12 protein-coding genes are annotated in these 14,218 nt (G+C 60.2%); 11 read left to right on the top strand and 1 reads right to left on the bottom strand.

Annotation, left to right across the window (positions count from 1 at the left end; translation table 11 throughout):
• Position 1: 1 nt before the first annotated feature.
• From IU397_RS14960 to ugpC, 11 genes are all read left to right on the top strand, one after another.
• Positions 2-421 carry a globin family protein gene (locus IU397_RS14960; protein WP_204415236.1) on the top strand — a complete coding sequence of 140 codons (420 nt, stop codon included), beginning with the start codon at positions 2-4 and terminating at the stop codon, positions 419-421.
• Positions 418-2,853 (top strand): nitrite reductase large subunit NirB, encoded by a 2,436-nt coding sequence (gene nirB / locus IU397_RS14955; protein ID WP_204415234.1) that lies wholly within the window; start codon positions 418-420, stop codon positions 2,851-2,853. Before IU397_RS14960 ends, nirB begins: the two co-directional genes overlap by 4 nt.
• On the top strand, positions 2,850-3,182 hold the full coding sequence (gene nirD / locus IU397_RS14950; protein ID WP_204415232.1) for a nitrite reductase small subunit NirD: 333 nt from the start codon (positions 2,850-2,852) through the stop codon (positions 3,180-3,182). Before nirB ends, nirD begins: the two co-directional genes overlap by 4 nt.
• A gap of 118 nt (positions 3,183-3,300) precedes the next feature.
• Positions 3,301-4,134 carry a formate/nitrite transporter family protein gene (locus tag IU397_RS14945; protein WP_204415230.1) on the top strand — a complete coding sequence of 278 codons (834 nt, stop codon included), beginning with the start codon at positions 3,301-3,303 and terminating at the stop codon, positions 4,132-4,134.
• A gap of 15 nt (positions 4,135-4,149) precedes the next feature.
• The gene (locus tag IU397_RS14940) at positions 4,150-6,759 is read left to right on the top strand and encodes a nitrate reductase (RefSeq protein ID WP_204415228.1); all 2,610 of its coding nucleotides are present in this window, start codon (positions 4,150-4,152) and stop codon (positions 6,757-6,759) included.
• Complete coding sequence (locus IU397_RS14935; protein WP_204415226.1) at positions 6,756-7,757, top strand: glycosyl transferase family protein; 1,002 nt, start codon at positions 6,756-6,758, stop codon at positions 7,755-7,757. The genes IU397_RS14940 and IU397_RS14935 overlap by 4 nt, the downstream gene beginning before the upstream one ends.
• 1 nt (position 7,758) lies before the next feature.
• Positions 7,759-9,138 carry a siroheme synthase CysG gene (gene cysG, locus IU397_RS14930; protein ID WP_204415224.1) on the top strand — a complete coding sequence of 460 codons (1,380 nt, stop codon included), beginning with the start codon at positions 7,759-7,761 and terminating at the stop codon, positions 9,136-9,138.
• A gap of 216 nt (positions 9,139-9,354) precedes the next feature.
• Entirely contained in the window at positions 9,355-10,653 is a 1,299-nt protein-coding gene (locus IU397_RS14925) for an extracellular solute-binding protein (RefSeq protein ID WP_204415222.1), read from the top strand.
• Positions 10,654-10,793: 140 nt separating this feature from the next.
• On the top strand, positions 10,794-11,675 hold the full coding sequence (locus IU397_RS14920) for an ABC transporter permease subunit (protein ID WP_204415220.1): 882 nt from the start codon (positions 10,794-10,796) through the stop codon (positions 11,673-11,675).
• A gap of 6 nt (positions 11,676-11,681) precedes the next feature.
• On the top strand, positions 11,682-12,524 hold the full coding sequence (gene ugpE, locus IU397_RS14915; protein WP_204415218.1) for a sn-glycerol-3-phosphate ABC transporter permease UgpE: 843 nt from the start codon (positions 11,682-11,684) through the stop codon (positions 12,522-12,524).
• Complete coding sequence (gene ugpC / locus IU397_RS14910) at positions 12,521-13,573, top strand: sn-glycerol-3-phosphate ABC transporter ATP-binding protein UgpC (RefSeq protein ID WP_204415216.1); 1,053 nt, start codon at positions 12,521-12,523, stop codon at positions 13,571-13,573. The genes ugpE and ugpC overlap by 4 nt, the downstream gene beginning before the upstream one ends.
• Before the next feature lie 97 nt (positions 13,574-13,670).
• Here the strand turns inward: ugpC and IU397_RS23350 are convergent, their stop codons facing one another.
• Positions 13,671-14,201 carry an IS66 family transposase gene (locus IU397_RS23350; protein WP_239479826.1) on the bottom strand — a complete coding sequence of 177 codons (531 nt, stop codon included), beginning with the start codon at positions 14,199-14,201 and terminating at the stop codon, positions 13,671-13,673.
• Between the last annotated feature and the right edge of the window lie 17 nt (positions 14,202-14,218).

Genomic DNA, 14,218 nt, shown 5'->3' with positions numbered 1-14,218 from the left:
CATGACACCGAATGATATTGATCTGGTGCAATCGAGCTTTGCCAAGGTAGAGCCCATCGCAGGCGACGCTGGCCAGATGTTCTATAGCCGCCTGTTCGAGATCGCGCCTGAAGTTCGCCCGTTTTTCACCGGCGACATGACGGAGCAGGCCCATAAACTGATGACCACCTTGGGCTTTGTTGTGCGTGGGTTAACAACGTTGGAAACGGTGGTGCCCGTTGCCCAGAAACTGGCCGTCGCCCACGTGGATTACGGTGTGAAGGCAGAGCATTACGCGCCCGTCGGTGCGGCATTGCTGGATACGCTCAGCAGCGGTTTGGGCGACGACTTTACCGATGAGACACGCGCGGCCTGGGAAACAGCCTATGGCACACTGTCCTCGGTCATGATCACAGCCGCCTATGGGGAGACCGTTCAATGACCCAGAACCTTGTTATCATCGGCGCGGGCATGGCTACCGGCCGCGCACTGGAACATCTGCTGGATGCGGAACCGGATGCTTACAACGTGACGCTGTTCAATGCCGAGCCGCGCGGGAACTACAACCGGATCATGCTCTCGCCCGTTTTGTCGGGCGACAAGGCCTATGACGAGATCGTCACCCATACCGCAGAATGGTATGACGAGAATGGCGTGACCTGCCGGTTTGGCGAAAAGGTCGCCGGGATCGACCGGACTGCCAAGACCGTAACCGCGGCCAATGGCGATGTCGTGCCTTATGACAAACTGCTGCTTGGGACCGGTTCGAACCCGTTCATGATCCCCCTGCCCGGCCATGACCTGGAAGGGGTCATCGCGTATCGCGATCTGGAAGATACCGAACGCATGATGACCATGGTCGAGGGCCAAAAGGTCGTCGTGATCGGCGGCGGTCTGCTGGGCCTGGAAGCCGCCGCTGGCATGGCCGCCCGCGGTGTTGATGTGACCGTGGTCCATCTGATGGGCCATCTGATGGAACGCCAGTTGGACGAGGCCGCGGGCTATCTGCTGCGCAAGGCCCTGATTGACAAGGGCATTACCGTCAAATGCTCGGCCAACTCCAAGGAGATCCTGGGCAAGGACGGCCATGTCACCGGTCTGCTTCTGGAAGACGGGACCGAATTGCCCTGCGATCTGCTGGTCATGGCCGTGGGCATTCGCCCTAATACCGCGCTGGCAGCAGAGGCCGGGCTGGCGGTGGGCAAGGGCATTCATGTGGATGACCAGATGGTCACCTCCGACGCGGATATCCTGGCCGTCGGTGAATGTGTGGAGCATAACGGCGCGCTATTCGGCCTGGTGGCGCCCCTTTATGAACAGGCCAAGGTCGTGGCGCAGACTCTGCTGGGGCAGGAGGCGGCCTTTGTCCAAAAGGAGGTCTCAACCAAGCTGAAGGTCACGGGCTGTGATCTGTTCAGCGCAGGCGATTTTGCCGATGGCCCGGGGCGCGAGGATATCGTGTTTCGCGACCCGGCGCGTGGCGTCTACAAACGGCTGGTTCTGGAAGAGAACCGCGTCAAGGGCGCGGTGTTCTACGGCGACACCGCCGACAGCAACTGGTTCTTTGGCCTGATCAAGGACGGCACCGACGTGGCCGAGATGCGCGAGACGCTGATCTTTGGCCCCGCCTTCCAGGGAGGGACCCCCCTGGACCCTATGGCGGCCGTTGCAGCCTTACCGGATGACGCAGAGATTTGCGGCTGCAACGGCATTTCCAAGGGCACCATTGTGGCCGCTATTCAGGATGGCGCCACCGATCTGGCCGCCGTTCGGACGGTGACCAAGGCCAGCGGGTCCTGTGGAACCTGCACCGGGCTGGTCGAACAGGTTCTGGGTGCAACATTGGGTGATGATTTCGTCATCCCCGCCGCGCAGAGCATGTGTGGTTGCACCGATCTGGCCCATGAAGAAGTGCGGCGGTTGATCAAAAGCAAGGGCCTCAAAAGCATGCCCGCCGTCTGGCAAGAGCTTGGGTGGAAGACGACCTGCGGCTGCCATGTCTGCCGCCCGGCCTTGAATTTCTATCTGCTGGCCGACTGGCCGGTGGAGTATCAGGACGATCCGCAAAGCCGGTTCATCAACGAACGGAAACACGCGAATATCCAGAAAGACGGCACGTTCAGCGTCGTTCCCCGGATCTGGGGCGGGATCACGAACCCTGATGAGTTGCGCGCCATCGCCGATGCCGCTGACAAATACCACGTACCAACGGTCAAATTCACCGGCGGTCAGCGGATCGACCTGCTGGGCGTGAAGGGCGAGGATCTGCCGCATATCTGGGCCGATCTGAACAAGGCCGGTCTGGTCTCGGGTCACGCCTATTCCAAGGGGCTGCGTACGGTGAAAACCTGCGTGGGCACCGATCATTGCCGGTTTGGCACACAAGACAGCACCGGCCTTGGGATTCGACTGGAAAAGATGCTGTGGGGGTCGTGGACGCCCCATAAGCTGAAGCTGGCCGTGTCGGGTTGCCCGCGCAACTGTGCGGAAGCCACATGCAAGGATATCGGCGTGGTCTGCGTCGATAGCGGCTACCAGGTCAGCATCGGCGGCGCGGCGGGCATGGATGTCAAGGAAACCGAGCTTCTGTGCCAGGTGGCCACCGAAGACGAGACGATGGAAGTCGTCGCGGCCGTCACACAGCTTTACCGCGAGAATGCCAAATACCTCGACCGGATCTACAAGTGGATGAACAAGGTCGGGCTCGACTGGATCAAAGATCAGATCGACGATCCAGACACGCGCCGCGCATTGGCCGACCGGTTCGAGCTGTCCCAAAGCATCTATCGCAAAGATCCTTGGGCAGAGCATGCACGCGACAAGGCCGAAACCTATCAACCCCTTGCCAATCTGACTTTGGAGGCCGCGGAATGACCAATTGGATCGATATCGGCGCGTTGGAGGATGTACCTGCCCGGGGCGCGCGCATGATCAAGACGGCGTTCGGCTGTGTGGCTGTATTTCGGACCGGCGATGACCAGGTCTTTGCCCTGGACAATGCCTGCCCGCACAAGGCCGGACCACTGGCCGAAGGGATCGTGCACGGCACCAAGGTCACTTGTCCGCTGCATAACTGGGTGATCTCGCTTGAGACGGGACAGGCCCAGGGGGCAGATGAAGGCGTTGTCAACACCTACCCCGCCCGTATCGAGGAGGGCCGCATTTTGCTGGACGCGGCCTGCCTGATGCGCCGCGCGGCCTAAGCGACCGAGGTTCGGACCGGGGAGAGTTCGGTTCCATGTGGAGGAGCAAGACGCTGGTCCAACAGCGTAAATGCCGTCAACGCGCGGATCATCGCAACCACAACAGGGACACTAAACCATGTCATATGTAACACCCGGCGACTTTGCCGAAAAAATGATCGACGCCGGTGAGGCGAAGGTCAAAATGTCTACGAAAGACACGCTCATCCGGTCCTACATGGCGGGCGCGATCCTGGCCCTGGCCGCCGCTTTTGCCATCACCGTCGCCGTCAATACCGGCAATTTCCTGATCGGTGCGTTATTGTTCCCGGTCGGGTTTTGCATGCTCTATCTGCTGGGTTTCGACCTGCTAACGGGTGTCTTTACCCTTTGCCCACTGGCGCTAATCGCCAAACGGCCCGGCGTTACCGTCAAGGGCGTGCTGCGCAACTGGGGTCTGGTTTTTGTCGGTAATTTTGCCGGTGCCATGACCACGGCGTTGTTCATGGCGATTATTTTTACCACCGGCTTCACCCATGAACCCAACGCGGTGGGCCAAAAGCTGAGCGTGATCGGTGAAAGCCGCACCGTTGGTTATGCAGAGGCAGGTGCCGGAGGTATGTTGACCCTCTTCGTCCGGGCCGTGATGTGTAACTGGATGGTCTCCACCGGTGTTGTGGCAGCCATGATGTCCACCAGTGTGTCGGGCAAGGTTATTGCGATGTGGATGCCTATCCTCGTCTTCTTCTACCTGGGTTTCGAGCATTCGATCGTGAACATGTTCCTCTTCCCCTCCGGCATCATGCTGGGCGGAGAATTCACCTGGTCCGACTACTTCCTTTATAACGAGATCCCGACCGTCATCGGTAACCTCGTGGGCGGTCTGACCTTTGTAGGCGCCATGATCTACGCCACCCACTACAAGCCGACACCAACCGAACAGCCCGCCCCTTTCGGGCACCCGGCTGAATAAGAAGGACCACGGGGCATGACCCAGACCAAGACACAGGTTCGGACGACATGCCCCTATTGCGGGGTGGGCTGCGGAGTTCTGGCGGGGGCCGATGGGTCCATCGCCGGAGATCCCGACCACCCCGCAAACCTCGGTCGTCTTTGCTCGAAAGGGGCTGCCTTGGGCGAAACCTTGGATCTGGAAGGGCGGCTTCTGCACCCTCAGATCGACGGCGCACGGGCCGATTGGGACACGGCACTGGATCTGGTCGCGTCAAAGTTCAAAGCGGCCATCGCCGAACATGGCCCCGATAGTGTGGCCTTCTACGGCTCGGGCCAATTGCTGACCGAAGACTATTATGTCGCCAACAAGCTGATGAAAGGCTTCATCGGATCGGCCAATATCGACACGAATTCAAGGCTTTGCATGGCCTCGTCCGTGGCGGGCCACAAGCGCGCGTTTGGCACCGACACGGTACCTGGAACCTATGAGGATCTGGAGCAGGCCGATCTGGTCGTGCTGGTCGGATCGAACCTGGCATGGTGCCACCCGGTTCTTTACCAACGTATCGCCGCCGCAAAGCAAACCCGGCCTGCGATGAAAGTCGTCGTGATCGATCCGCGTCGCACCGCCACATGCGATCTGGCCGACCTGCACCTGGCCATCCGCCCTGATGGAGATGTCGCCCTTTTCAATAACCTGCTTTGCCATCTGAACCAGCAAGGCAAGATCAACCCAAATTACATCGATGCCCATGTCGATGGCATTGATGCCGCGCTTGAGACAGCAGAGATGACCAACGACAATGCAGGTCTTTCTTCGCACGATATCCAGCATTTCTTGAACCTGTGGGCCGAGACCGAACGGGTCGTGACCGTCTATTCCCAAGGTGTGAACCAGTCGGCCAGCGGCACTGATAAGGTCAATGCGATCCTGAATTGCCACCTGGCCACGGGCCGGATTGGGCGGCCCGGCATGGGGCCGTTCAGCGTCACCGGTCAGCCCAATGCGATGGGCGGGCGCGAGGTTGGCGGGTTGGCCAATATGCTGGGCTGGCACCTGGATCTGGAAAATGCGGCCCACCGCGACGCGGTTCAGCAAGGATGGCAAAGCCCGACAATCGCAACCAAACCCGGGCTGAAGGCAGTCGATCTGTTTCAGGCCTGCGCCGATGGTAAGATCAAAGCCCTGTGGATCCTGTCGACCAATCCCGCCGTTTCGATGCCCGATGCGCGCGCCGTGGCCGAGGCGATCCGCGCCGTGCCCTTTACCGTCGTTTCCGACATCATGGCGCGCACGGATACCGGCGATCTGGCGGATGTTCTGCTGCCTGCCGCTGGATGGGGAGAGAAATCGGGCACCGTCACCAATTCCGAGCGCCGCATTTCACGCCAGCGCGCCTTTCTGCCCACACCCAGTGAGGCACGTCCCGATTGGCGGATCATCAGCGATGTGGCGGGACGCATGGGTTGGGCAGATGCCTTCACCTACCATGGCCCCGACGATGTCTTTCGCGAATATGCAGACCTCTCGGCCCTCGCGGTGCAATTCGGGCGTGACCTTGACCTGACCGGCCTTGCCGACCTTGATCAGGCTGCCTATGACGCCTTGCCGCCGGTGCAGTGGCCGGTGCCCAAGGATAAACAGCCGGGGGGGCGATTCTTTGCGGATGGCGGTTTCTACACGAACAATGGAAAGGCGCAGATGTTGCCGGTGGTGGCACCTGTCGTAGCACAGAACACAGATTTTCATCTGAATACGGGCCGGGTGCGGGACCAGTGGCACACGATGACACGGACCGCCCGGGCACCGCGCCTGAACGCACACATGGCCGAACCCTATCTTGAGATCCACCCGGAGGACGCCGTGGCCCTTGGCCTGCGCCACGCCGATCTGGCCCGCATCACGGCGGAGGGGGGGCAGGCGATTTTACGGGTCCTGATTTCAACCGCGATCCAACCAGGGCATGTCTTCGCCCCGATGCACTGGACAGCGCAGACCGCTCCTGCGGGTCGTTCGAACCCCATGATTGATGCGATCACCGACCCGGTTTCGGGCCAGCCAGCGCTAAAAGCCGGACGAGTCGAAATCGCGAAGTTTGAGGCCAGATGGTTCGCCTTTGTCGCCTCCGCAACCCGACCTAACATATCGCGCCCCTATGCGGCCATCGCGCGAACTGAAACGGGCTGGCGGGCCGAAGTGGCGGGCGTCAAAGCCGTGGGTAATTGGGAGGTTGAGGCGCGATGCCTGACGGGCCTAACAGACGGCACAGCCAGTGTGGTGGCCGACCCCGCCACGGGCACGGCGCGCATCGCCATCGTGCAGGATGGCCACATCACCGGACTGGTCTTTGCCGCCTCTACCCCCGTGGCCGCCGCCCGCGCCCATATCGTGACGCTTGTCGGCACCGACACATCGACCCTGGTGGCATTGGCGGGCCGTCCCGGCGCGGATACGCCGGACCCGGGTGCAATCGTCTGTTCCTGCTTCGGCGTTGGCATCAATACGCTGCGCGCCGAGATTGCGAGCGGCGCGCGAACCGTGGCAAAGTTGGGGGAACGCACCTGTGCCGGCACAAATTGCGGCTCGTGCAAACCTGAACTGGCCGCATTGCTGACGGCCCGTCAACCGATGGCCGCCGAATGACCCTTGCCCCTTATGTTCGTATTCTTGGCCGTGGCCCCGGTCGGGCCCGCGCCCTGACCGAGGATGAGGCATTTAAGGCGATGCGTCTTATCCTGTCAGGCGATGCGGCTCCCGAGGCTGTGGGCGCACTGCTCATGCTGATGCGCTATCGCGGGGAGAGCGCGCCTGAGATCGCGGGTTTCACCCGTGCCGTTCTGGACGATCTGGGGTCTTGGAAAGCCGTTCCTGCGACGCTCGACTGGCCGAGCTATGCCGCCGGTCGCACCCGCGGCCGCCCGCTGTTTTTGTTGTCGGCCAAGCTGCTGGCGGCCGCGGGGCAGAAAGTGCTGCTGCATGGCTGGAACTCGCATCAATCGCCGCTCGCCTCTGTCAACGATGCGTTGGCATCCTTGGACATTCCTGCAGTATCCAGCCCCCATGAAGCCACCGCACGGCTTGAAACCTGTGGTATCGCTTATGTCCCGCTTGAGGCCATATCGCGCCCGGGCTACAATTTGATTAGGCTGCGCGACATACTGGGGCTGCGATCCTGCGTTAATACGGTCCTTCGGATGCTGAACCCGGCAGAGGCCATGGCCACAGTGCAAGGTGTGTTCCATCCCTCCTATCGCGACCTGCAGCAAGATGCGGGCGCGCTATTGGGGCGCAGCACCATTCTGGTGGTAAAAGGCGGCGGTGGCGAGTTCGAGCGTCATCCCGGCAAGTTGACCCAGGCCTATGGGCTTTTAGGCGGCGCGGCGGCGACCTTGGATGCCGCACCGCTGCTGAATGCCACGCGCCGCTTGCATGAGCCGGATCATCCGACACCGCCGCTGGCAGATCTGTGGCACGGGACAGCGCAGGATCCATTTGCCGAAGCGGTTGTGGTCGGCACTGCCGGCCTTGCACTCATCGCCGCTGGCCTGTGCCAGACACCCGCCGAAGGTGACGCCATGGCCCGCGATCTGTGGACCAACCGCGCCCAACAACACGCCGCCCGACCGACCGAGGACGCTTGATATGAAAACCTTTCCAATGTTCCTCAAGATGGCCGGGCGCCGTGTCGTGATTGCCGGTGGCGGCGAGCAGGCGGCGCAAAAGTGTCGACTGATACTCAAGACCGAGGCCAAAATAACCATTCTTGCGCCTGCGCTGGAGGATGAGTTGCGCAGCTTGGTCGACGAGGGGCGGATCAGTTGGAGTATAGATCGTATCACCCCAGCGATCTTTGGTGACACGGCTTTGGTTTTTGTCGCCACTGGGTGTCCGGGGATCGATGCAGCCCTGCATGACCTGGCCAAGACGGCGGGGGCTGTCACCAATGTGGTCGATCAGCCCGAGCTATGTGACGCGTTGACACCATCGATTGTCGACCGGGATCCGGTTGTGGTCGCCATCGGGACGGAAGGCACCGCCCCTGTCCTGGCCCGTCAGATCAAGACGCAGTTGGAACAGAACTTAGAACCACGGTTGGGCGATTTAGCTGCATTGGCGGGGCGCCTGCGCGACCGAGCCGCTATGCGTTTGGGCCCCAAGGCGCGGCGCGATTTGTGGCGGTGGGTGTTTGGTGGCGAGCCTCGCGCAGATCATGCCAGAGGCGCCGAACGCGCCGCCGCGCGCCGGATCAAGGACGCGATCGAGACCGGCGATTTCACTGCCGCAGCACCGGCATCGGTGGCCTTGGTCGGTGCCGGTCCGGGCAGTCGCGATCTGATTACCCTTCGCGCGGTACAGCGCCTGCAAGAAGCGGATGTTGTCTTTTACGACCGTCTGGTGGATCCGGACGTTCTGGAGCTTGCCCGCCGCGATGCGGAACGTGTCTGTGTCGGAAAGGAACCCGGTTGCCATAACTGGCCCCAGGATCGGATCAATGGCGTGTTGGTGGCTGCGGCCAAACAGGGCAAGCGGGTTGTCCGGCTGAAATGCGGCGATCCGGGCGTGTTTTCCCGCGGGGCAGAAGAGATTGCCGCGTTGAAACTGGCGGGCCTGAGTTACGAAATCGTACCTGGCGTCACCGCAGCAAGCGCCGCGGCCGCCACGGCGGGAACGTTTCTGACCGAAAGGGGCAAGACGGATACCGTCGTGCTGACCACGGGCACGACGCGGGACAATACCACGCCGGACTGGATAGATCATCTGGCCCGCGGTACGCGGGTGGCGGTCTACATGGGCATCAACGCCGCTCCCCAGTTGGAACAGGATCTGCGCCATGCCGATCTGCTGGATGAAACCGAGGTCTTGATTGTCAGCCAAGCGGGCCACCCCGGTGAGAGCATCACGACCTGTGCGGCCTGTGACCTCGCACAGACCATTGCAGAAAGTCAGATCCCGAACCCTGCCATCATCTTCCTGACCCGGTGCAAATACGGCGAGCCGGTAATGCACCAGATCGCGGTTTGAGCGGTTCGAAAATCAGGCAAAGCGCCAGACGATTGGCAGATGAGCATTCGTTAATCAGGCATGTATTTGCGCACGTTGCCGTATGAATTGAAAAAGAATTTCACCTACCACCACAGCCCTCGCCATGAACCATCAGGCAAACGTTACAAAACCGTAGCGTAACTGACACATTTCCCGCGTTTAGGGGCCTAGTCAAAATATCTGGGGGTTCCCGACATGAAAACGACTGTCCTGCTGGCAGGTGCTTTTGCCACCGCCACATTTTCGGCAACAGCCGAACCCATAAAAATCGATTGGTGGCATGCCATGGGCGGTGCCTTGGGCGAGACCGTCAACGAGCTTGCCGTCAAATTCAATGAAAGCCAGGATGAATATGAAATCCTGCCGGTCTATAAGGGCACATACGAAGAAACCCTGACCGCCACCATTGCTGCATTTCGCGCAGGTGAGCATCCAAACATCGTTCAGGTGTTCGAGGCAGGTGCCGCCACGCTGATGGGCGCGCCTGGCGCTGTGATCCCCGTTGAGGATCTGATGACCGCCAATGGCGTGGATTTCGACATCGAAGACTACATCTCGGGCGTGCGGTACTTCTACGCCGACGAGGCGGGCAAGATGGTCGGTATGCCGTTCAACAGCTCGACCCCGATTCTGTACTATAACGTCGAAGCACTTGAAAAAGCCGGTGTAACCCCGCCCAAGACCTGGGAAGAGTTTGCCAGCACCACGGCACCTGCCCTGAAAGAGGCCGGTTACATCCCCGCGGCGCAATCGCATCTGCCGTGGATCTTTACCGAGAACTTCTTCTCACGCCACAATATCCAGTTCGCCACCGACAATAACGGCTACAGTAGTGCTGCCCCGAAGATTTTGGTGAACAACGACGCCATCAAGGCGCACTTCACCGCCGTGAAGGACTGGGTTGATGCTGGGCTGTTCGGCTACTACGGTACCGGGTGGTCTGATAACCAGACCCCGTTCGAAAACCAGGAGGTCGCCATGTGGATGGGCTCTTCCGGCTCGTTCGGTGGTCTCAAGCAGGCGGCTGACTTTGAGTTCTCGGCCACGTTCCTGCCCTATTGGGAAGCCGTGACGACCGAGCCCAAGCAAACCTTCATCGGCGGGGCAGCCCTGTGGGCCATGTCCGGCCATGCGGATGATGAGAACAAGGCCGCAGCCGAGTTCTTCCGCTTCCTGACATCGGCCGAGGTGCAGTATTTCTGGCACCAGGAAACCGGCTATGTGCCGATCACCGAAGCCGCTTATGAGATGGCAAAAGCCGACGGTTACTATGAAACCACACCCCAGGCTGAGGTTGGCATCCAGCAGCTGACCCTGCCCAGCGGTGAGTGGACCAAGGGCTATCGCATGGGCTTTTACGTTCAGATCCGCGACGTGATGAACCGCGAATATGGGCGCATCATGTCCGGCGAGGCCTCTGTCGAGGATGCGTTCAGCATCATCGAGGAAGAGGCCAACCAGTTGCTGGAACGCTTCGGCAAAACCTCTGGCTGATACCGGCGCGGGTGGGCATCTACCCTCCTCGTCGATCTGATACCGGTAGAGTGGGTCAAAAACCCACCCTACCCATCGCACGCACCCCTCCGCCTTTCGGCCAGGAGCGTCCTTGCCCGCAGCGCTTGGCCACAGGTCCCATGAAAAAATCCGTATTCACACAGCCAACCCTGCCCTATCTGCTGCTTGCCCCGCAGATGATCATCATCGCCATTTTCTTCATCTGGCCGGCATTCGAGGCGATCAGATCCTCATTCTTCATCCAGGATCCGTTCTTTGGCAAATCCACCTTCGTCGGGATCGACAACTATACTGATGCAGTCGGCAAGTCCGACTATCTGCGCACGGCCAATTTCACGTTCTGGTTCACGCTGTTCGTTTCGTTTCTGTCGCTGGGGTTTGGCCTGCTTTTCGCGGTTTCGGCTGATCAGGTTTTGCGCGGCCAGGCCAGTTACAAGACGATCCTGATGTGGGTCTATGCCATCGCACCGCCTGTGGCCGGGCTTATTGGGATCATGCTTTTTGACCAACATATTGGCCCGATCGTCGATTTTTTTGCCCTACTGGGATGGAGGATGCAGGTCGGCGTCAGCTATTTCGACACCGCCTTTGCCATGACCGTCGTCGCCACATGGAAACAGATCCCCTACAACTTCATTTTCTTTCTGTCGGGCCTGCAATCGATCCCCCGGGCAGTGCGCGAGGCCGCCGCCATTGATTGTCGCCGCCCGTTCCGCCGCTTCTGGACCATCGTTTTTCCGCTGCTGGCTCCAACCAGTTTCTTCCTTTTGATCCTGAATATCACCTATGCATTCTTTGAAACCTTCGGCGTCGTCGACCTGATGGTAAAGGGTGAGCCGGGCAACAACCCGGTGACGCTGGTCTACAAGGTCTATCAAGACGGATTCCGCGGTCTGGACGTTGGGGGGTCTGCTGCACAGTCGGTGATCCTGATGATCCTGGTCCTCGCCCTCACCATTTTACAGTTCCGGCTGATTGAACGCCGCGTTCATTACTCCTGAGGTCCCATGCAACGTCCCCGCCTATACGATCATATCGTGCTGCTGTTTGGTGTGTTCCTGATGATGGGCCCGCTGGTGGTTGCGATCACCACATCGTCTTTTTTACCCGAAACCATCCACCGGGAGGGGATGCAACTGGGCTGGGGCGGCCATGCGGCGGAGACCTATTGGAACGTGCTGACCAAGAAGGGCGGCTTTTCCGAGAACATTACGGGCATTCTGATGACGCAAAATTCGCTGATCCTGGGGCTGGGCTTTGCAGTAGGCAAGATTGTCGTGTCGATGCTAGCCGCCTATGCGATCGTCTATTTCCGGTTTCCGCTCGCGTCGTTCTTCTTTTGGGTGATCTTCGCCACCCTTCTGATGCCGCTGGAGGTGCGTATCCTGCCCTCGTACGAGGTGGTTCAGGGCCTGGGCATGCTCAACACCTATACCGGACTGATCCTGCCGCTGATCGCGTCGGCCACAGGAACATTCTTCTTTCGGCAGTTCTTTCGCTCCATCCCTGATGAGTTGATCGAGGCCGCGCGGATCGATGGTGCAGGCCCGGTGCGGTTTTTCATCGACATCTTGGTGCCGTTGTCGAAAACCATGATGGCCGCGATTTTCATTATCATGTTCGTTGTCGGTTGGAACCAATATCTATGGCCAACACTGATGACCACGGATGAGACTCTATACACCCTCGTGCGCGGCATCAGACAGGTGATGAACGTCTATGTCGGCGCCAATATCCCCGATTACAACGAGGCGCTCGCCATGGCTGTTTTGGCCATGCTGCCCCCCGCCCTGGTGATCATCATCTTTCAACGCATGTTTATCAAAGGCCTCGTGGAGACCGAAAAATGACCACCCTTCGCATCAAGAATGTCGTCAAGCGCTACCCGAACGGAGCGCTGGCCGTCAAAGGCGTCAGCGTCGATATTGAGGATGGCGAGTTGGTCGTCTTTGTCGGCCCCTCGGGCTGCGGCAAGTCCACATTGCTGCGCATGGTAGCGGGGCTGGAGACAGTGACAGAGGGGGAGATCGAACTGGCGGGCAAGGTCGTGAACGACACCGAACCCGCAGACCGCAACATCGCCATGGTGTTTCAGAACTACGCGCTTTACCCCCACATGACCGTGCGCGGCAACCTTGCCTATGGGCTAAAAAACCGCGGCACCCCCAAGGAGCAGATCGCGGCCAAGGTGGACGAGGCCGCGGCCTTCCTGCAGATCACCGAGTTCCTGGACCGCAAGCCAAGCCAGCTTTCAGGTGGCCAACGCCAGCGCGTCGCCATGGGCCGCGCCATCGTCCGTGACCCCGCGATCTTCTTGTTTGACGAACCGCTGTCGAACCTCGATGCCAAGTTGCGCAACCAGATGCGGCTGGAGATCAAGCGCCTGCAACGCCGCCTGCAAACCGCCGCCATCTACGTGACCCATGACCAGGTCGAGGCGATGACCCTCGCCGACAAGATCGTGGTGCTCAACAACGGTAACATTGAACAGGTCGGCAGCCCGTCCGAGATCTATGCCCATCCGCTGACAACCTTCGTCGCCAGCTTCATCGGTTCCCCACCCATGAACCTGATCCCTGCCAAGGTCGATACTGGCATGCTCCATATCGGCAACGCACAGATGCCCTATGACGCCGAAACCACTGGCCCAATCACCCTGGGCTTGCGCCCTGAGAAGATCGAGATCACGGCGGATGGCGCGGGCCTCCCGTTCGATATCGACACGGTAGAGGAGTTGGGCGCCAACCGCCTGATCCACGGCCATGTCGGTGGCATCCAGTTGACCGTCAACGCGGATGCCGAAAAGCCTCTGCCCGCCGACAGCGCTCACATCGGCTTCGCCCAAACCTCGGTGTCGTTCTTCAACCCGGAAACCGGCGCGCGGGTCATACGGGTTTGATGTGTTTCCAGGGCAGGGTCATCCCCCCGCTATTTGGGGATATATTTCAGGGCCTCTCCGGTCGGAGACGCGAGCGCGGCTGTGGGCGAGCTCGTGTTCAGAGGCATCTAAGATGGGTTCTGGGCGTCCCTGCCGCGCAGCATGATGTTGGTTGGCTGTCTGACCGCGCAACTCCGTTTCCATGCGATAGAGCGCCTCGATTTACGCCCCCCTGAGCAATCAAGGCGTCGCCGGATTGAGAAATTTCGTACAGTTTGCAGCAGATATGGGTCCAGCAAGAGGTTCCTCTGACATCCTCGGCCGGACGTTTGAGCAAGCGGTTGTAGTCCGCAGAGCCATCGACATACAGGGCGCCGCAGAAGCCTTCCAAAATTTTGTCCGCATGCTGACCAGATCTGCCGGGGACATAGGTAAACGCCATTCCGGAAGGATCATCGCAGCGCCACCCGCGCTGGTCGCGGACCGCCGCCGAGAGACAATCCTTCCGCGTCTTGCCGGTGCGCGGAGCCAGGACGGGCACGGTTGTTTCATCTGCGAAGAGACGGTCGCTGGCTTTCAACTCGCCAATCATGGCATCGATGATCGGGGCCAAGTGGAACGCGATGCGCCCGGCCCAATTGGCCAGCATGGTGCGGTCGATCTCAA

It is taken from the genome of Actibacterium sp. 188UL27-1, from assembly GCF_016901225.1.
Lineage (GTDB): Bacteria > Pseudomonadota > Alphaproteobacteria > Rhodobacterales > Rhodobacteraceae > 188UL27-1.
The sequence above is the reverse complement of the archived record's forward strand: the minus strand, read 5'-3'. Positions and strand labels throughout refer to the sequence as shown.